Annotated in this window: 21 protein-coding genes; 2 read left to right on the top strand and 19 right to left on the bottom strand. The window is 69.8% G+C overall.

From position 1 onward, the window contains the following. Positions 1–120 precede the first annotated feature (120 nt). Both ACOGW9_RS11105 and ACOGW9_RS11100 read left to right on the top strand, forming a co-directional pair. Positions 121–351, top strand: coding sequence for a CopG family transcriptional regulator (locus tag ACOGW9_RS11105; protein WP_419911225.1), 231 nt, complete (start codon positions 121–123; stop codon positions 349–351). 6 nt (positions 352–357) lie between these two features. Next, on the top strand, positions 358–789 hold the full coding sequence (locus ACOGW9_RS11100; protein ID WP_419911223.1) for a type II toxin-antitoxin system VapC family toxin: 432 nt from the start codon (positions 358–360) through the stop codon (positions 787–789). A gap of 81 nt (positions 790–870) precedes the next feature. Here the strand turns inward: ACOGW9_RS11100 and ACOGW9_RS11095 are convergent, their stop codons facing one another. The 19 genes from ACOGW9_RS11095 to ruvX form a co-directional block, all read right to left on the bottom strand. Next, positions 871–1,242, bottom strand: a complete 372-nt coding sequence (locus tag ACOGW9_RS11095; RefSeq protein WP_419911221.1) for a hypothetical protein — start codon at positions 1,240–1,242, stop codon at positions 871–873. A gap of 91 nt (positions 1,243–1,333) precedes the next feature. Next, on the bottom strand, positions 1,334–1,756 hold the full coding sequence (locus tag ACOGW9_RS11090) for a hypothetical protein (RefSeq protein ID WP_419911219.1): 423 nt from the start codon (positions 1,754–1,756) through the stop codon (positions 1,334–1,336). Between the two features lie 123 nt (positions 1,757–1,879). Next, positions 1,880–2,308 (bottom strand): hypothetical protein, encoded by a 429-nt coding sequence (locus ACOGW9_RS11085; protein ID WP_419911217.1) that lies wholly within the window; start codon positions 2,306–2,308, stop codon positions 1,880–1,882. A 39-nt stretch (positions 2,309–2,347) separates the two neighbouring features. Beyond that, the gene (locus tag ACOGW9_RS11080; protein WP_419911215.1) at positions 2,348–2,629 is read right to left on the bottom strand and encodes a hypothetical protein; all 282 of its coding nucleotides are present in this window, start codon (positions 2,627–2,629) and stop codon (positions 2,348–2,350) included. Further along, a complete protein-coding gene (locus ACOGW9_RS11075; RefSeq protein ID WP_419911213.1) occupies positions 2,626–3,393 on the bottom strand; it encodes a type II secretion system F family protein in 768 nt (255 codons plus the stop codon). Before ACOGW9_RS11075 ends, ACOGW9_RS11080 begins: the two co-directional genes overlap by 4 nt. A gap of 97 nt (positions 3,394–3,490) precedes the next feature. Then, positions 3,491–4,264, bottom strand: a complete 774-nt coding sequence (locus ACOGW9_RS11070) for a hypothetical protein (RefSeq protein ID WP_419911211.1) — start codon at positions 4,262–4,264, stop codon at positions 3,491–3,493. Continuing rightward, the gene (locus ACOGW9_RS11065) at positions 4,258–6,258 is read right to left on the bottom strand and encodes an ATPase, T2SS/T4P/T4SS family (protein ID WP_419911209.1); all 2,001 of its coding nucleotides are present in this window, start codon (positions 6,256–6,258) and stop codon (positions 4,258–4,260) included. Before ACOGW9_RS11065 ends, ACOGW9_RS11070 begins: the two co-directional genes overlap by 7 nt. Before the next feature lie 3 nt (positions 6,259–6,261). Continuing rightward, a complete protein-coding gene (locus ACOGW9_RS11060; protein ID WP_419911207.1) occupies positions 6,262–7,071 on the bottom strand; it encodes a hypothetical protein in 810 nt (269 codons plus the stop codon). Next, positions 7,068–9,440 carry a hypothetical protein gene (locus ACOGW9_RS11055; protein WP_419911205.1) on the bottom strand — a complete coding sequence of 791 codons (2,373 nt, stop codon included), beginning with the start codon at positions 9,438–9,440 and terminating at the stop codon, positions 7,068–7,070. The genes ACOGW9_RS11060 and ACOGW9_RS11055 overlap by 4 nt, the downstream gene beginning before the upstream one ends. 83 nt (positions 9,441–9,523) lie before the next feature. Then, a complete protein-coding gene (locus ACOGW9_RS11050; protein ID WP_419911203.1) occupies positions 9,524–11,449 on the bottom strand; it encodes a hypothetical protein in 1,926 nt (641 codons plus the stop codon). Positions 11,450–11,626: 177 nt separating this feature from the next. After that, complete coding sequence (locus ACOGW9_RS11045; RefSeq protein ID WP_419911201.1) at positions 11,627–12,874, bottom strand: multidrug effflux MFS transporter; 1,248 nt, start codon at positions 12,872–12,874, stop codon at positions 11,627–11,629. 34 nt (positions 12,875–12,908) lie between these two features. Next, positions 12,909–13,334, bottom strand: coding sequence for a transcription antitermination factor NusB (locus tag ACOGW9_RS11040; RefSeq protein ID WP_419911199.1), 426 nt, complete (start codon positions 13,332–13,334; stop codon positions 12,909–12,911). A gap of 38 nt (positions 13,335–13,372) precedes the next feature. Next, complete coding sequence (gene efp / locus ACOGW9_RS11035) at positions 13,373–13,939, bottom strand: elongation factor P (protein ID WP_419911197.1); 567 nt, start codon at positions 13,937–13,939, stop codon at positions 13,373–13,375. 107 nt (positions 13,940–14,046) lie between these two features. Continuing rightward, on the bottom strand, positions 14,047–14,535 hold the full coding sequence (locus ACOGW9_RS11030) for a type II 3-dehydroquinate dehydratase (RefSeq protein WP_419911195.1): 489 nt from the start codon (positions 14,533–14,535) through the stop codon (positions 14,047–14,049). Between the two features lie 16 nt (positions 14,536–14,551). Continuing rightward, positions 14,552–15,610, bottom strand: coding sequence for a 3-dehydroquinate synthase family protein (locus ACOGW9_RS11025; RefSeq protein ID WP_419911194.1), 1,059 nt, complete (start codon positions 15,608–15,610; stop codon positions 14,552–14,554). Between the two features lie 23 nt (positions 15,611–15,633). Continuing rightward, the gene (locus tag ACOGW9_RS11020; protein ID WP_419911192.1) at positions 15,634–16,350 is read right to left on the bottom strand and encodes a hypothetical protein; all 717 of its coding nucleotides are present in this window, start codon (positions 16,348–16,350) and stop codon (positions 15,634–15,636) included. A 55-nt stretch (positions 16,351–16,405) separates the two neighbouring features. Beyond that, positions 16,406–17,266 carry a shikimate dehydrogenase gene (gene aroE / locus ACOGW9_RS11015; protein WP_419911190.1) on the bottom strand — a complete coding sequence of 287 codons (861 nt, stop codon included), beginning with the start codon at positions 17,264–17,266 and terminating at the stop codon, positions 16,406–16,408. Positions 17,267–17,337: 71 nt separating this feature from the next. Next, complete coding sequence (gene mltG, locus ACOGW9_RS11010) at positions 17,338–18,447, bottom strand: endolytic transglycosylase MltG (RefSeq protein WP_419911188.1); 1,110 nt, start codon at positions 18,445–18,447, stop codon at positions 17,338–17,340. 244 nt (positions 18,448–18,691) lie between these two features. Further along, positions 18,692–19,108: a Holliday junction resolvase RuvX gene (gene ruvX, locus ACOGW9_RS11005; RefSeq protein ID WP_419911186.1), complete on the bottom strand. Its 417-nt coding sequence runs from the start codon at positions 19,106–19,108 to the stop codon at positions 18,692–18,694. Between the last annotated feature and the right edge of the window lies 1 nt (position 19,109).

Here is a 19,109-nt window from a genome sequence, read left to right as displayed (position 1 = left end):
CTCCCGCGACCCGGCGCGCAATTCCGTGTCCTGCACAGATCTGACTCAGGAGGCGTGATCATGCACTCGATTACTCATTTGCATGCTTAATTTTCCCCATGCTCGTGTTATTCTTTGCTCATGCGCACGACCATCGAATTCGACGAGGATGCAGCTCGGGCGCTGGCACGTCTGCGCCAGGACACCGGCATGGGCGTTTCCGAGGCCGTCAACCACCTCGTGCGGCGCGGGCTTGCAGCCTCATCAGACGCTCGCCCCTTCGTCCAACGGACCCATCCGCTCGGCATCCAGATCGACGTCAGCAACGTGGCCGAGGCCATCGATGTGCTCGAAGGCTCGCGCACGAGGTAACTGCGGGTGCTCATCGACGCCAACGTCCTGCTGTACGCCGTCGACGAACGGAGCCCGTTCCACGACGCAACGCGTACGTGGCTCGAGGGAGCGCTGAACGGGCCACGTCGGGTCGGGCTTCCTTGGCAGTCGCTCGCCGGCTTCCTGCGGATCGTCACGAACCCGCGAGCAGTACCGAACCCGCTCGGACCCGCCGAGGCATGGGCGTTCGTCGACGACTGGCTGAGCGCTCCCAGCGCGTGGATTCCCGAACCTGGCCGGGGGTACCGGAACATCCTCGGGCGTCTGGTTCGAGAACTGCATCTCAGCGCCAACCTGATTCCCGACGCCGCGCTCGCCGCCCTGTGCATCGAGCACGGTCTGGCGATCGTCTCAGCAGACTCCGATTTCGCCCGTTTCGCTGAGCTGCGCTGGATCAACCCGACATCGAGTGCATGACACTGGACCAGAGGGGCTGCAGCGCACTGCGACCCCTCACCGGCGCACCGCTGTGCATCGTTCCGCACCGGCAACACTCGCTCAAGCGCAGGCGGGCAGGGCGGTGCCGGCCAAGTCGGCCACGTCGAGCTTCTTGAGGCTGAGCGCGTGGCGGCCGTGTGCCGGGGCAAGGCCTCGCAGCAGCACGGGCGACCAGTCGAGCGACACGTCAGCTTGGACGGCGTCGCCGCGCCGGCAGACCGAGCAGGCCGGGGCGGTGCAGCCCGGCGGCAGGACACAGCGACGACCGGGACCGTCGCTGACGGCGCACGAATCAAGCGTGCTGATCGCGACCCGGCGGGCCTCGTTGGCGGCCTGATTCCGCAGGCCCATGACCTGCGCTGTGTCGGCAGCGGCAGCGCTGAACAGCGCGCACATGGCAGCCAACGCCAGCGCGACGAACGGCGTGCTCATTGCCGCGTCCTCGCATGCTCGAGGGCGCGCCCGACGATCGGGCCTTCGACGCGTGCTGCCAAGCGCCGCGTGGCAGGGCCGGTTTGAACGCTCACCGCTGGGCCGCCGGGTCCTCTGGCACCGGAACGGCGACTCGGGTGCTGACGACGTCGCTGAAGAGCGACGAGACAGCGAGCGGGCAGACCACGTCAACCTTGACGGCGGCAGGTTCAGTCTTCGATGGCACACGGTGAACGGCGGCGGTCGCGCTGAAGCGCTGATCGGCCGTGTCGCAATCGGCGATCGCCGCGGCGCCGACGACACGCTCGGCGATGCCCGCAGCGTGCCGGTCGATCTCGGCACTAGTAGCGGTGTCTGGTGGCGATGCGAGTGCGCTGGCGGCGTAGTGCGCCGCTTCGACGCTCGCAGCCCGGATGGACCCTGAGGCGCGTGTGGAGTCGCCGGAATAGTCCACCAGCCAGATGCCGAACACCAGCACGGCCGCCACGCTGAGCATGCCGACGCTCTCATCCATGAGCCGATCCTTCCTGAGAGGACTCACCCCGAATTGGTTGCCTGCGTCCCAGCCGGCCATGCGCTAGCTGTCCAGAAGGCAACGCGCCAAGGGGTGAGTGGGCCGCACGGTCACCGGCACGGCTCAGCACGGCGGTGCCACCGGTGCTCGCAGCGCTGCGCCCTCGGCCGACGGCGGGCGGCGACAGGCCACACCGAGCGCACCACGTGAGCCGAGCCAGCCCGCCGATGAAACTCTCACCGAAACGATGACCGAGCACGTCGGGTCCGCTCGCACTTCTACCGCAGTGGGCTGCACAGCGGCGAGCTGCGCAGTGCGGTCGGCTGCTGCCCTCGCCGCCGCTTCGCGGACCTTGGTGGTCAATTCGTCGGGTGGCGACTCCAGCTGGCAGTCCCATGCTGCTGGCAGCAGATCGGTCACTGCGATCGCGGCGGCATCGGCGGCACCTTGCGCGGCAGCCGCGCCGACCTGCCGTGTGAACAGAGAGATCACCAACGCCATGAAGACCACCAGCACGCTGAACAAGCGCAGAATCGAAAGCGAGCTGTCCATGTCAAGCCACTGCGACAGGATGCGGACTGATCAGATGGCCTAGCCAGACTTCGGAGTGCATTTCTTGCTGCCGTCCCAATCGCCGCCGACGGCTTCGCACAGCTTGTCGGTTGTGATCTTGCTGAGATCGACCGTGCTGTCATGAGCTTGCGGGGCGTTATTGCCGAGCGTGGTCCACATGACCGTCACAACGAGAATCGAGGCGGCGACGGCGGCGGCGATGAAGATCAGCTTGGTGACTGGTGAATCCATGTGTTTGCTCCTTGCCCGCTTCTGCGGGCGGTCGGGATCATCGGTATCGGAAAGGCGCTCGTTGCTCACGCCGCGGGGAGGGTCATGACGACGGTCACCATGACGACGGCTGAGGCGACCACTGCGAGCAGCGAGGCGGATGCGCCTACTGAGCGGGCGAGGCGGTCGATGGACTCGCGGCGGCGGTCGTCCATGGCTCGCACGACACGGTCGAGAACTCGGTCGAGGAGCTGCGAGGCCGCGGCGCCGGAACGCTCGGCAGCGTCGACCGTGCGCAGCAGTGACGCCGTCGGCGAATCCCCGAGCTGCGTCGCCACCGCTGCCAGCGGGTCGCGCCCGCCGAGCACGGCTGCGTTGACCGCGCCGGCGGCGGGTGCGAATGCGGGGTCGGTGACGCGCTCGGCGGCGTCGAGCACCGCCACGCTGATCGGATGCCCAGCCGCCACGAAGAGGCGTATACGGCGCAGCCACAGCAGCACGGCTGCATCGGCGCGGCGCCGGTGACCGGCGAGCACGGCGCCAGCCATCAGACCGGGCACGGCCCACGCCGTCACCACGGCGACCAGCAGTGCCCAGGCCAGCGCCGTTGCCGGCGAGGTCTCCCCGCTGGCTGACAGCCGACCTGCGGCAACGAAGCCGACAGCGATGGTGCAGACAGCCACGATCACTGTCAGGCTCGCGAGCCGCGCCGGACTCCAGCCCAACGCGGTCAGCCTCCGGCGGTTCCGGCGGCGACGCTCGCTCGACGCCAGCAGCCCGATCGCGGCACACGCGCTCACGGCGGCCATCAGCCAGATGCCGAGCGCGCCCACCGGCGGCCACGGCCCGCTCATCGCAGCATCTCCCCAGGCCGACGGCGCCCGGCCGCGGACGACACGGTCACCGGAGCATCTCCCCAGGCCGATGGCAGCTCCCCGTCGGGCGTCACCGTCACCGGAGCATCTCCCACGCCGCACTGAGCGGCCGGGCGCTGATCGCCACAGCGACCACGACAGCGGCGAGCCCGACGCGCTGGCCCTGCGTGCCCGACAGCCACGCCCACGCGTCCGGGCTGACCAGCGCGCTGCCGAGCGCAACCCCGGCGCCGAGAACTGCTGCGAGCCCGAGCTGAGGCAGGTTGGCGGCGACGTGACGGTGAAAATGGCGCGCTGTGGAGGCGGCCTCCGCAGCTTCGGCTTCCAGCACGCCCAAGATCGGCACCCACTGGCCGCCGCTCGCCGCAGCGACCGCCACGACATCGGCCAGCCAGGCCGCGACCGCGCCGTCGGCGCCCGCTGCGAACCGCTGCGCCGCCGCCTCGACCCCGACGCTGCGGCATTCCTCGACAAGCCTCGCTGCGGTGTGCGCGATCGGTCCGGTGGCCAATGGCGCCGAGGTCTCAAGCGCATCCACCACTGTGCGCGACACCTGAGCCTGATTGGCGAGGATCGCTGCAAACTGCGCCACGGATTCTGTCGCGCTGACACGCTGGCGGCTGCGGACGATGCACGCGCCGCACCACGCACCGATGCCGACCACCGCGCCTGCGAGGCCAGCCGCCGTCGGCCCGAAGGCCAGTCCGGCTACGAATGCAGCTGCTCCAGTGATGAAGAGGGGCCAGCGGGACGATTCCTCGCCGCGCGAACGGGCCCGGTGGCCGGTGCCGAGCAGCAGCCACAGCGCTGCTGCGCATCCCGCTGCGCCGAGTGCCGCGAACTTCAGCACGCTGTGTCCTCGGCGACGAGCGGCTCGTACGGCGGCGGGTCATCGATGGGGATGAGCGGACCGGGATCCCACAGCACTCCCCGCGACAACCCGTTGTCACGCGCTGGCGCGCCCGTACGCGATTCCGCTGGTCGCGGCGGTTCCGCGTGCGGATCCAGTGATTCCGACTGCAGATCCGGTGGCTCGTCGCCCTGCAACGATGCTTTTGCCTGCGGCTGCGTCGCGCTGGGTGGTTCGGCCGCTTGAGACTGGCCCTCTGTCGGCTGCTCTGCTCGCACCGGCGGCTGCGCCTTCGCTTGCGGCTGGGTGTGAACCGGCGGGTCGGCAGGCGGTGCAACCGTGCCGGGGTTCGGCGTCACCGGAACGTCGACGATTTGCGAGTACGCCGTCGGCAGCTGGGCGTCGCCACCTGCTGCGGGCAGGCCGGCGGACGCATACACCTCCGCCATGCGGCCGACGGGGCGGCCGGCTGGGGTTGCCCAGCGGTCGCCCGCTCGCAGCGCCCACAGACACGTCGTGGAGATGACCCCGGTGACATCGTCAATGCCGGTGAGCTGCGTCACGTCAGCTACGACCCGCTCGCCGGCGTCATTGCGGCCCATCCACACGCACAGGTCCACGGCCGCCGCGATCTGCCGGCGGGCGTAGTCAGGTTCGGCGCCCTCAGAACAGGCGTACGCCACGAGCTTCTCCAGCACGCCCTTGCCCGGCTGCGAGTGCAATGTGACCAGGCAGCCGTCGAGGCCCGACGACATGGCATCCAGCAGCGCCTCGCAGCCCTCGCCGCGGATCTCGCCGACGACGAGCTTGGCGGCATTTGCCCGCTTGGCATCACGGATGTGGTCAGCCATCGAATGGCGTCCGTAGCCGTCCTGGTTGGCGTCGCGGGTCAACCGCTCAAAGGTGTTGGGGTGAATGCCGTACTCGGCCAGCCGCAGCTCGGGCGTGTCTTCGATGGTGTCGATGCGCTCGTGGTCGGACACAGCAGCGAGCAGCGCCTGGCACAGCGTGGTCTTGCCCCCGCCCATGGCGGCTGCGACCACCACATTGGCCCGGACCCGGCCGGCGATGGCCTCGACGAGCACGCTGCCGAGCTGGCTCGACACGACGCCGAGGTCGTCCAGACGCATCCGGCCCGCCATGTTCGAGCGGAGCACCACGTTGGGCGGACTCGTGACAAACGCTTCCGCGTGAAGTCGCCAGCGGTCTCCGACGCGCACGTCCAGCCGCGGGTCGAGTTCATCGAAACGCTGGGGCCGATCGCCCGAATAGCTCGCGAGGAAGCGCACCGCCTCGATGAGATCGTCGTCGGCTGCGAACGGCGACGGGCGCCGCTCCACCCGGCCGTCGGCGTACTGCACGAGCATCGACTCGCCGCCGCGTATCTGGAATTCCTCGATGTCGGGCTCGTCCAGCAGCTCCGAGAGAGCATCGGTGGCGGCACGCGCAGCGGTGCGCCGCCGCACTGCGCCGTCGGTGCGGTCGAGCCGCTGCGGGGCGCACGCCGATGACGCCAGCGAGCGCCCGAGACGGTGGAGCTGCCGGGCCGCGCTGCGAGCGCCGACCCGCTTGAGGCGCACCACCCGGTTCGCCCCCAGTGCCGCGGACAGCTCGCCGGTGGGATCGCCGCGCCTGCCGCCTGCTGTGGGCAGCCATACAGCAGTGCGCGGCACTTCTCCGGAGATCGCCGCCTGCCACGCCTTTGCCGAGCGAGAGGCACCCTCGACACCGCTCGCGGCGCGCACAATCGGGGTGCCGAGCAACAGCATCACCTCGCTCGACGCGGCCGATGCAGCGGCGATGGCATCGATCTCGGCCCCGCAGCTCAGCCACACCACGCACGGCTCGCCTCCCTCGTCGGTGCGCGGCATCGACAGCACGTCGGTCGCGAACCAGACGCGGCCCGCGGCAGCGGACAGTCCGGACTGCAAGGCGTCGCGCACCCAGTCGCACGCCGCGGACGGCACGGCATCGTCGCTCAGTACCAGCAGCACTGCTCAGCCCCCCGCCTGCTCCCCGAGTTGTTCCGGTGCCGGGGCCTCGTTGCCGGAACCCGCCGGGGTGTCGCCGCCATAACCCCACTGCGCGTCGCTGCGGGGTCCCGACTGGGTTTGGCTGCCCCTTCCGTAGGGCGCTTGGCCGCCGAACTGCTGCGACGGCATGGGCGAGCTGCCAGCACCCGCCGGTCGGCATTCGGGCCAGCCGTCGGGCGGTGCCGGCCAGACCACGAGCCCGTCGAGCTCAGCCGCATGCGCATAGCGAGCTGCGCCGGCTGCATCGACATGCACCACGATGCTCCCGTCCGCGCCGCCCGCCAAGGTGGTCACGTCGAGTGCGCAGCCGCCCAGCACACCGGCCACGACGGCGCGGCTGCCGGCACGCGGGCCGGGCTCGGGCCACGCGGAAGTGTCCGCGCTCAGGCGTATGGCAGTGTGTGCGCCGGCGGCTGCGCCAGGCGAGCCGAGCAGGGCCGGCGTGACGAAGGTTCCCGCCGGGACGTCGAAGGCCACGACGTTGCCAGCAATCGAATCAGGATCGACGAACCGGCCGGCGAGATCCTGCGGAACTGCTGCGACCTCGTACGCGCCTGGCGGCTGGCCCGCGAGCCACGCCTCGGACGTCACCGCCACGAGCGCTGGCGGAGACTCCCGGTGCGGGCGACCCCACAGCCAGATCGCTGCCACGACGACAGCGACGATCAGCGCGGCAACGCCAAGCCGCCACGGTTCGATGCCAGAGTGCGCCACGCCGGGCGCGGCAGACGCCTGATCGTCGACGCCGAATCCGGGGCGGGCAGGCATCGTCACGAACCGCTCCCGTCGCCGGTGACAGTCACGCGGCCGTCGGCGTAGTCGCCGACCGAGCGAATCCAGTCGACGCCCTCGCCGAGCGTGATCCAGCAATCGGCATCCGTCTCCAGCGGGTCGTCACCAGGCTCGGCGCGCCGCTGGCCGCCCGAGTCGGGCACTGGCTGCAAACACACCTGTGCAGACCAGAGGTATGCGCCCGGAATGCTCAGCACCCACGCGCAATCGGTGCGAGCCGATCGCGTCGAGCCGGCCTGCCTGACGGTGCAGGCTGCATCGACCTCCACCGGGTCGGCTCGCCACCGCCGCACTGTCTGTTGCTGCTGCGGGCTGAGCGCATCCCAGCGAGCGACCAAGTGCCGGGTGCCGTCGATGGGGTGGTCGTCGGCGGCCATGCGAACGCGGTCCGCCGGGTCCCACGGCTGCAGCTCTGACCAAGTGGTGCGCACCGATGTCGCCACCCAGCTGCAGCGGCCCTCAGCCACATTTAGGGATCCGGCCGTCTCCATCCAGCCGCGCCCCGGTGCTGTCTGCAAGTACGCACCGTCGCCGGGCATGTCGGTCTGATGCCGGCGCCGGCCCGCGGCCGCCACGTTCGACTTCCAGGTCAGCTCGTCGGCATCGGTCGCGAGCAGCGACTCCGGCGGCAGCAGATCGCACTCGGGAACCGGCGGTGGTGCCGTGTCGACGGGGCGCTCGGGCCTGGGCCGGCCGACCGGGTCATCATCGAACGGATCATCCTCAACCGGATCATCATCGACCGGGTCGTCCTCAACCGGATCATCATCGACCGGGTCGTCCTCCTCGTCCTGTTCCCTTTCGTGCGTCGTCGTGGTCGTAGTGGGGGCCGTGGTCGTGGTGGTCGGCGTCGGCTCTTCATCGGGTTCCGGCGCAGGAAGGCAGGCGTAGTCGTAGGAGCCGTTGATGCGCGTTCGCACATACGGCGGCAAGGTGCCGAAACTCGAGCAGTCGAAGATGCATACCCGGTAGGTCTCCGCGCCGCGGACTGGGTGAGCGTGCTCCTGTATCTGCGTGCTTGCCAGCTCGCCGATTGCGGGGCAATAGGTGCGGATGGTGGTCTCATCGCAATCGCCGGGCGTCGTGCACTTGTTGAGCAGATCGCTCGCGGTAACGCAGCTTCCGCCGTGGTCTGGGCGGTAGGTCGTGCCCTCGATGCCGTCGCAGATGTCGGGATCACTGCCCCAGCTGCGGCCCGGCAGCTCGTCGCAGGGCACGTACGAGAGCAGCCCGTTTGCACAGCGGTGGATGCCCAACTCGGCCAGCCGCTCGTCGCTCTCGCCGGCGAGGTGATGCAGCGGCCGCGCGCCGCCGTCGGGGCTGTCGTCAGGGCCGCCGCTGTCTTCCTGCTCGGTGCCGGTGTCGGGCTTCGAGCCGGGCGCTGACGATTGGCAGGACAGCACTGACGGACCGGTGCCGACCAGCGCATCGCCGTAACGCGGCACCGAGCCCGATGGGCACTGCTGGGTCGGTGCCGCGGATGGGGCGCCGAGGACCGTTCGCGAACACTGGCCTCCCGCAAGCTGCCAGCCGGCGGCACAGGGGGCCAGCGTCGCTGGCTGGGTTTGCAATTCGACCTTGGTCTCGTAGATCGGCTCGGTGGTGTAGTGCACCGACTCGACCGTGTGCCAGTAGCCGGTCTCGCGCTCGGAGTACACCGGCTCGGTGTCCCAGTAGCCGGGCTCTGTAGAGGTCGTGGTCGTCTGCCACTCGTAGACGGGAACCTCACGGGTGACGGTCTGGACGATGTCAGGGCCCGGCCTGCAGCACACCGAGCGCGTGCGCGTCTCGGTGGAGGTCTCGGTGACGGTCTCGTTCCAGCACGTCATGCCCGTGACCGGATGGAAAGCGCAACGCTCCACCTGCCGGGTTCGCGTGACTTTCGCCTTGTACGGAACCTCGTAGCTGACGGGCGGACCGGGCATCGTGACCTGAACCCTTTCCGTCCGGGTGCCCACTTGCGCGCGCACCGGCGGGACGAGCGGGTACACCACGGTGCGCGGCGGCACCCAGACCCGCCGCGTGCCGGTCTGCACCTGCTCGGTACCCGTACGTATCCACACATCCGAAGTTGTCGTATGGCTGTGCACGCGCCGGGTCCGCCCGGTGTCCACACGGCGCTCGATGCGACGCTGACACAGCAAGCTGCTGCCAGGTCCGGCGATGCCATTCCAACCGGCGGGGCAGCCCATCGAACGGGCCACGGTCTCGGTACGCACGGTGAGGCACGTTCCGCTGGCGCTGTCGAGCGCCATGCCAGCGGGACAGCTCAGCACCGGTGCCACCGACGTCTGCGCCGCGGCCGCGTTGCTGCGCCCGGCCGCCAGGGCGAGTGGGAGGACAGCCAGCACGACGGCGAGTGTCCACCAGGCTGCTCGCTGTGCGCCGATTCGACGTCCGCCAAGAGACTGAGCCGGTCTGCGGCGCAGGGCGCTCATGAGGATGCCTCGGTCAGCGGCGCAGCCTCGGGCCACCAGTAGTTCTCGGTCGGCGGCGGCCAGTCGGCTTCGGCGCACGGCGGCATCGGGCGCGGGTAGGCGTGATCTGCGGGGGTGAGTGGCAGAGAGCCCGGCGGCCACGGCTTCTTCACCCGCCGATCTGGCGGCTTGGCTGCCGCTTCGGCGATGACGTCCTCGGCCGGCGGGCAACCGAGGATCTGCTCTAGCGACTTGAACGGCGAGAGGTACATGCGCTCGTGCCAGCTTGCGCCCGGTTCCCATTTCGTGGCCGAGAGCTCCCAGGTGACCTCAGGAGCTTCCGCTGCGGCATCCCGCAACGCCGACCACTGCTCGGGCGTGCAGTGCGGCGACAGCTCAGGTCTCAACAGCTCGCCGTCGACCAGTGCGCCGACAGGGATGCCGGTCTGGCACCAGAGTGCCAAGTGCCAGCGATGATCGCGGTGCGCCTGCCACGCCTCGGCTTGGGGCATCTCCACCCACTCGCGGACGGCGATCCACTGGTTGCGCACGCCCGAGCCCCACGCACGGGGCTCGTTCCAGTCGATGCTCGCGGCGTGAGCGTCTTTCTCACTTTGGAGCCACTGCACTGCGCTGGCAAAGGCATCGCTGTCGCAACCGCCTTCAAACAGCGCATTGCGCAGCACCCGGAAGCTGAGCCGGGACCAGGTGAGCCACATGGCCTCGACCTGTGCCGGATGATCAGTGCCAGCGTCTCGTCGCTCTCGGGTCGACGCATCGATGAGGTACGACCGCCCCGGCTCATGGCAGACGACTGCGAGTGCGTGTCCCGCCGCGCTGAGGTCGGCCACCCAGGCACGGTCGACGGGCGGTGTTGTGAACTCAAGGCGCAGACCCCGAGCCCACAGCGACTCGAGCTGGCGGGTGCGATGCGACGCGGTGTACGCACCGGGCGTGATCGTGGCCAGATCGCTGCACGCCTCCCACAGCGTGGCGGGGCCGTGACTGACAGCGGCATGCCCGACCAGTGAGTCGGCGACCGCGCCATGTGCTGCCAGACGGGTCAGCCACGACTTCGCTTGTGCCGACCAGTCGCCGGGGAAGAACCCCGCGTCGGCCAGGCTGTGGCCGCCGAGCGCAAGCTCCATTGGCTCGCCCGGGCTGTACACAAGCAGCTTCGCAACGTCGTTGGCCGTGGTGCCCCACGAGTGCATTGGTCTGCCACCGGGCGACCGCATCCCCACGATGAAGGCCTCGACGGCTGCCGCCGCTCGGTCACGCTGCTGGGGGCTGTGCCCAACATCGATCCCGAGCGTCTGCGGCGTCGGATGCGGGGGGCACAGCGAAACGTGGTCGTAGGCGGCGCGGCGATCGACCGTCAAGTGGGCCTCGTACACCAGTCCGGATGGATCGATCACCAGCTCCCAGGCCGATTCCGTGCCGGCGCGCCTCCGAGCGACTCGATCGCCCCGCTCGAAGGCGTCCCGTGCCGCCGGCAGATACGGCGGCATCGCTGCCCATCGCTGACGCTGATCAACGACGTATCGCGTACCGGCCCCGGTGTCTTCGAGCAAGGCCGACTGCGACCCCGTCTGGATGGGCCGACGAGCCGCTTGTGAGGGGGGATATGGCGGTGAGGGCATCCAGACGCGTCCGGCGCCGATGTCGACTGATGGCGGCAGCTCAGGAGTCGGCGGACGAGCCAAGTGCACCGGGAAGCTGCCGTCGCCGGCAGTGATCGGCCGCGCTTCGGTGGCCTGTTGCGGCAGGAGCGGATCGTCACGCGCCTCGGACGTGGCAACGCTCGGCGCTGCCGAGATGGGCGTGCCGAGATCGACGGGCTCTGCGTTGCTCCCGCTGCAGGCCGCAGCAAGCACGACTATTGCCGCAGCGGCGCACATGCTGCGACGGACCCTTGTGTCTTGGCGCTGGGGGATGACCATGGCACCGCTCCTGAGAACTCGGTTCCCGCAGCCGCCTCGTGCTGTCGAGGCCATCGCTGGGGTGCCGTGGAGTTCTATGCGCGCTGTATAGGTTCATTCCAATCATTTTCCATATATTTCATATCAGCCCTGTGCAAGGCCGCTGCGCCGACCATCCCTGCGGCGCGGGTGCGGACCTCAGCGCGCGTTCGGCGCGTGGGCAGTCGGCGGTGCCAGCCGGTGGCGGCGGGCCCACAGGGCGAATCCGAGCCCGATCGCTCCGTAGCCGGCGTAGGCCACGACCAGCGGGGTCACCGAGCCATCGATCATACGGTCGATCAGCATCGCCAGCAGCGCGCCGCCGCCCGCCGAGATCGTGCCGATCACCGCTGATGCGGTGCCAGCCAGCTCACCCATCGGCCCCATCGCCTGAGCCTGCATGAGCGGGTTGACGAAGGTGCGCACGGCATTGATGACAACGATCGCGGCAAACCAGCCGAAGAAAGACGGCGTGCCGCCGGCCTGCCACGACCAGAGCGCGAGCGCGCACGACAGCACCACGGTGGTCGGCAGGAGCGTCACGATCATCCGGTCAGCACCGATCGTGGTCACCAGCCGGCTGCCGGTGAACACCACCAGCCCCATGCACACGCTCATCCCGGCGAAGTAGTACGCGAACACGTCGCCGCGGCCGTACACGTCATCAAAGACGAGTTGGCTGCTGCCCAGGAACGCGAAGAACGAGCCCATGTCGAACATGACCGCCAGCGCCGAGCCGATGGTGAGCTTGTTGGTGAATACCGCCGTGATGGCCTCGCGGGTGCGCACCAGGGTGAGGGGGCGCCTGCGCTCGTTCGGCAGCGACTCGGGCAGTCGGATGATCCACAGCGCCAGCACCACCGTCAGCACCATCGGGGCGCCCATCACCCAGCGCCACGACCCGAGCGCGAGCACTGCCTGGCCGATCAGCGGCGCGATCGCGGGCACCACCATGAACACCGCTGCGACCGCCGAGAGCACGCGGCCCAGCCGGTCCCCCTCGTAGAGGTCGCGGCCGATCGCCAGCGACAGTGCGCGGGGCCCTGCGGCTCCGATGCCCCAGACCAGCCGGCTCGCGATCAGCACGCCGAACGTCGGCGCCAGCGCTGAGCCCAGCGCCCCAAGCGTGTACAACGCCAGCCCGGAGTACAGCACCGGCTTGCGGCCGAACCGGTCGGTGAAGGGGCCGTAGAACAGCTGCGCGCCGGCCAGGCCGAAGAAATACAGCGTGACGGTGAGCGCCACCTGGGGCGAATCGGCAGCGAGACCGAGCCCAAGCCGGATGTCGGTGAACGCGGGCAGCGCCATGTCGATGCCCAGCGCCGTGGTGGCGCTGATGGCGCCCAAGAGAAAGACGAGCTCCCGCTCGGCGATCCGTCGCGGGCGCGGATCGCCGTCGGGCGTCACGCGGTATCCGTCATGATCGGGCCGTGGGTGGCCGTCACCGGCTGTCGAGTGCGGCGGCCAGGACGCCGTTGGTGAGGGCGCCGCTGCGGTCGGTGGCGCCCAAGCGGTGCGCCAGCTCGATGGCTTCGTTGAGCACCACCGCAGCCGGTGCGTCGCCGCGCTCGAGCTCCAAGAGCCCTTGCAGCATGATCAGCCGATCGCACACACCCAGACGCTGCGGGGTCCAGCCCTCGGCCAGCAGCCCGGCCAGCCGCTCGGTCAACTCAGCGCGCCGTGCAGCGACGCCGGTGGCCAGCTCGAGCGCGAACGGATCAAGGTCGGCGACCTGCTCGGCAAGCACGTCGGCCAGCTCGCACGACTTCATCTCGGCCTCGTACAGCAGTTCCACCGAGCGCTGGCGCGCCTCGCGGCGGCGGGTCGGCTCGTCGGGGGCGGCGAAGGGGTCGCTCGGGCGGCTCATGGCTGCAGCTCCGAGCGCGTCGCGGCAACCCCGCGGGGTCAGCCGCGGGCCCGCTCGATGTAGTCGCCGCTGCGGGTGTCGACCTTCAGGCGTTCGCCCGGCTCGATGAACAGCGGCACCTGCACCACCAGCCCGGTGGACATCGTTGCGGGCTTGCGGGCTCCCGACACCCGGTCGCCCTGCACGCCGGGATCGGTGTCGGCCACCTCGAGCACCACCGATGCGGGCAGTTCCACGCCCAGCACCTCGTCGCCGTGACGCACCACCGTGGCCATCTCCCCTTCCACCAAGAAGTTCGTGGCACTGCCCGCCGCCGTTCGGCTGACCGGGAGCTGCTCGTAGCTGTCGGTGTCCATGAACACCAGCGAGTCGCCGTCGGCGTACAGGTACTGCATGTCGCGGTTGTCTATGACCGCGCGCTCCATGCGCTCGCCGGCGCGAAAGGTGCGCTCGAGCGTGGCGCCGGTGCGAACGTTCTTCAGCGTGGTGCGCACGAACGCGCCGCCCTTGCCCGGCTTGACGTGCTGGAACTCGGCAAGCTGGAACAGCCCATCGGCGAGGTCCAGCGTCATCCCGTTGCGGAAGTCGGCGGTGGAGATGGCCATTTCAACCTCTTCGGATCAACAGGTTCGGATCAACGGGATCGGATCGGCGCCTGCGACGGCAGCCGCTGGAGGGCGCGTTGTCGGGACGGTACAGGCGATGGCTGCGGTCACGACAGGCGCTGGGGCTCGCTGCCGGGATCTGAAACGGGTCCGCCGGGACCAGCCGCTTCGATGGCGAGCGCGACCGCTTTGGGGTAGCCGGCGCCGCCCTCGCCTGCGACGCGGGCCGCCGCCAGCGGTTCCACCACCGAGAGGTGACGCCACGGTTCGCGCTCGCGGGGCTCGGACAGGTGCAGCTCGACGATCGGTCCGTCGAACGCCGCTAGCGCATCGTGCAGCGACCAGCCGTAGTGGGTGAGCGCTCCGGGGTTCACCACGATGGCCTCCACGCGGCCGATGCCCGAGTGCACGGCATCGACGAGATCGCCCTCGTGGTTGCTCTGGCGATGCTCGAGGTCCCAGCCGCGTTCAGTCGCCGCGCCGCGAGCCGCCTGGACATGTTCGAGCAGCGTTTCGGTGCCGTAGATCTCGGGTTCGCGAGTTCCCAGCAGGTTCAGGTTGGGTCCCGACAGCAGCAGGACGACGTGACGAGGCATCGGTTCTGGCTCCTGACTACATCTGGTCGAGCGCGCTGCGCAGCACGCCCGTTTCAACGCCGGGCACTACCTCGAGGCCGCTCGGCCCGTCGAGCACGAAGGTGATGCCGTCGGTGGCCTTCTTGTCACGGCCGAACAGCTCGATGATCTCGTCGGCATCGACGCCTGCCGGCAGCTTGGCGTCGAGCCGGTAGGCCGCCAGCACCCGCTCGTGCTCGGCGACCCGCGCATCGTCGATGCGCCCCAGCAGGCGGGCCACCAGCGCGGCGTAGCGCAGCCCGACAGCGACTGCTTCGCCGTGCCGAATGTCGAAGCGGCCTTCGATCTCAAGTGCGTGGGCCAGCGTGTGCCCGTAGTTCAGCAGTGCCCGGCGGCCGCTCTCGGTCTCGTCGGACGCGACCACTTCGGCCTTGATCGCCACGCACGCTGCGACGCGTTCGTCGATCGGCAGTTCGCCGAGGTCGCCGCTGGCGGTCTTGGCAAGCCAGGGCTCTGCAGCGGGGCTTCCAATGAAGTGGTACTTGGCCAGCTCGCCGTAGCCAGCGCGCAGCTCGCGCGCGGGCAGCGACTCGAGCGCCTCGGTGTCGCACAGCACTGCTGCGGGCTGCCAGAACGCCCCGACCAGGTTCTTGCCTTCGGCGAGGTTTACGCCTGTCTTGCCGCCCACCGCAGCATCGATCTGACCTAGCAGCGTGGTGGCGACATGGACCACCGCGACGCCCCGGTGGTAGACGGCCGCCGCAAAGCCGGCCACGTCGGTCACGACGCCCCCGCCGACAGCGACCACCACGTCGCGACGGGTGAGGCCGAAACCGGTGAACCCGCTGCACAGCTCGCCGATCGTGGCCAGCTCCTTGGCCTGCTCGCCGTCGGGAATCTCGAAGGTCTCCGACGGGATGCCGGGATCGACGTCCACGCCGATGCCCGGCTGGGTGACGACCGCAGCACGCTGAGCTGCGGCAGTCAGCTTTGACTCGCGCAACACCGAGGCGAGCTGGTGGCGCGCGCCAGCACCCACCAGCACGGGGTAGGAACGATCCCCGAGCGGCACGTCGACGCGGATGGTGCCCGCCATAGACGGCGAGGGTACCGATGCACCTACACGCTGAACCCCGTGGGCATTGACCACCAGATCACTGCCAGTGCTCCGGCCACCAGCGAGGGTCCGAGCGCGAACCGGTGGTCGGTGCTGCGGCCGAGTGCGACGATGCCGATCGCGCCCACCAGGGCCGCGAGGGCGAAGCCGGCCAAGAGCCCTGCGAGCACGGTCATGATCCCGCCGAGGCCCAAATGCAGTCCCAGGTAGCCGCCGAGGCGCACGTCGCCATAGCCCAAGCTGCCGCGCGATGCCCGCCAGATCATGTGCATCAGGCCCCAGCCGAATATTCCTCCGATCGAGGTCGCCACGGCTGTGCTCCCAAGACCCGCGAGCCCGCCCTCGGCCGCTGCAGCCACGCACAGCAAACCGATGGCCAACGCCGTGGTCGCTCGCAGCAGCCGCGTCGGGATCAGGTGGGTGCGCAGGTCGATCCCCGAGATCACAACCCCGGCCCAGCCGAATGCGAGCAGCGGGGCCGCATAGGCGCTCGAGCCGGCCCGCACCACCAGTGCAACCCCGACTGCAACACACGACGCGATCGCCGCTGCGCGATGCAGGCGGACGCCGTAGCAGCGCTGGGCGCAGCGTGCAGCCACAATCCCTGCCGCGGCACCTCCCAGCACTACGGCGGCGAGCGTCACGGCGTCGACGCCGAATGTCACGGTATCGACGCCCATTGTCGTGCTCAGTGCCGTGCTGGGTGCTGCGCTGATCACGCCGATGGCCCTCCGGTCGCCGCCAGCCTCGCAGGGCTGCGCTCGGGCCGGGGAGTTACCCGGCGATGTCCAGACCGACGGCTGCCCCCATCGCCCTGACAGGTGCGTCGCGGCCGGTCCACATCTTGAACTGCTCGGCGGCCTGGAACAAGAGCATTCCCGTGCCGTTGAGGAACTGGGCGCCCGCTTCGTCGGCGACTTCGAGGATCGGCGTCACTGCTGGCATGTAGATAAGGTCCACAACGATCTGTCCTTGGCGCAGCAGCTCTGCTGGGGCCGGCATCGGATCGGTCCCGCGCATGCCCAGCGGTGTTGCGTTCACGACCAGGTCGGCGTCCCTTATCGCGCCGGGAGCGCCGACCATCACCGACATCGAACTGCCGATGCCGGCTGCCGTAGCAGCCCTCTTGCCCAGTTCGGCTGCCTGCATGGCTCGCTCGACGGAGCGATTCACAATCGTGACCGAGGCACCCTCGCTCACCAGCGCCACCACCACGGCGCGCGCCGCGCCGCCGGCGCCCAGCACCACAGCGTGCTTGCCGGCGAGCTCGACGCCTGCTTGGCTGCGCAGCGAGTTCACGAAGCCCACGCCGTCGGTGTTCTCGCCGATCAGACGGTCGCCGCTGCGACGCACGCAGTTGACGGCGCCCAGCATTTCTGCAGCAGGCGACAGCTCGTCACATGCCTCCGCCACTTCGGCCTTGAGGGGCATGGTCACCGACAGTCCGTCGATGCCCAGAGCGCGCATCGCCGCCACTGCATCCGCGCCCCCGCCGGCCGGCACCTCGAACGCCACATAGGTCCAGTCCAAGCCCAGGTGAGCGAATGCCGCGTTGTGCAGCGCCGGGCTCAGCGAGTGCCGCACGGGGTCGCCGATCACGCCCGCGAGACGTGTCGTGCCGCTCGGTCCGATCATCGACACATTCTCATCGTCGCGCGCTGGCGCGTGTGCGATCTAGCGAAATCTTCCCCCGAGCCTGTTTGCCGTCAGCCGCAGAGGCCCAGCTCCTGGCAGATCGCCTTGTCGCGCAGGAACTCCTCGTCGGTTTCCGAGAACGACAGCGTGCCGTCAGGCGATGTCAGGACGAAGTACATCCAGGGCCCGTCTTCGGGATTCAACGCAGCCTCGAGCGAGGCGCGCCCGGGCGCTGCAATCGGTGTCGGCGGCAAGCCGACCAGCACCCGGGTGTTGAAGGGCGAGTTGACCGCGAGCAGGTCGGCCGTGAGCTCCCGCTCGCCTACCGCGTAAACGATGGTGGCGTCGATGCCGAGCGACCAGCCCCGGGCCAGCCGGTTGTAGATCACCCGGGCCACCTTGGCCCGGTCTTCTGGGCGCTGTGCCTCGCGCTCGATCATGCTGGCCACGATCAGGGTCTCGTACGGCGTCAGCCCTACCCGGCGCGGCGAGTCGGCGTAGCCCAGCTCGCCTAGCACCGCATCGAGGCGATCGACCATCAGCGCCACGAGCTGCTCCGCGCTGGTCTGGGAGTCGTAGAAGTACGTGTCGGAGAAGAGCTGCCCTTCGGCGGGGTCGATGACACCGGGGGGAAGGATCGGGGGCGCCGGTGCAACCAGCGAGAGCACCGGCCGGGCGCGCACAGCCGCGAGAAACTCCCGACCGCTGAAGCTCAAGTCCGGCACCTCGTCAACCAAGTCGACCATCTGCGCGAGCGTCAAGCCCTCGGGAATGGTGAGCGACAGCGAGGCGGCCTGCGCAACCCGGCTCGGCCCCGCTTCAAGCACGGCCATGGTCTCCCACACCGAGGAGTTGGACTGGAACGTGTACTCGCCCGCCTGGAACGCAGGGCCGCCCTTGAACCTCACGTACCACTCGTAGGCCCGCGAACTCGGTATGACGCCGTGCTCGGCGAGCAAGTCCGAGATGCTCGCCGTGCTCGAGCCCAGCGGCAGGGTCAGCACGATCTCGCCGGTCGGCTCACCGGGCGGGTCGAGCTGGTCGTTCACCCAGCGATAGGCACGGCTGCCCACCATCCAGGCGACGGCACCGAGCAGGATGAGGAATGCCAGCGCGCCCCAAGTGCCTGGGCCGCGGCGGGTGCTGACCACCTCGTAGTCGATGCCGCGCCGGCCGCCCACCGTCGGTGCGCCTGGCCCGCCCGGTCCACCGGGGACTGCGCCCGACCCTGAGCGTTCTGCGGACGCCGCGCTTGAGGGCCGGCGCCGGGCGAGCAGGCCCGGCTCGGCGGGCGCGGATTCGTCCTTGCTCCCAAACCCGACAAGGACTGCCGCCCGTCCGGCCAGCCTTCGCACCGCAGGCAAGGTTCTCAGCGCAGAAGAGGCGTGGGCCCGACCGCTGCGAGGCGCTGGGCCGTCGTTCCCGTCAGCCACCGCTGTCCAGCCACGACTGCAGGATGACCGCGGCTGCCACCTTGTCGACGACCTCCCGGCGGGCCGGTCCGCGCACACCCCCCTCGGCCAGCATCCGCTCCGCGGTCACCGTGGTGTAGCGCTCGTCGACCAGCACTACCGGCACGTCGAGCGCTGCTTCGATCTCGCCGGCTTCGGCCCGCACGGCCGCCGCCGCTGGTCCCTCGCTGCCGTCGAGCGAGGTCGGCAGGCCGATCACGACCACCTCCGCACCCACATCAGCGACCATACCGGCGAGCGCACGGTGGTCTCGGGCACGTTTGCCGCTGCGTTCGAGCACCTCATAGGGCACCGCGACCGAGACATCGTCCGGCGCGACGGCCACACCGATGCGCACCGAGCCGAGGTCGATGCCGATCGCCCGCATCATG

It is taken from the genome of Candidatus Poriferisodalis sp. (genome assembly GCF_965203655.1).
Lineage (GTDB): Bacteria > Actinomycetota > Acidimicrobiia > Acidimicrobiales > Poriferisodalaceae > Poriferisodalis.
Note: the sequence above shows the minus strand (reverse complement) of the source record. Positions and strands in the feature narration are given on the sequence as shown.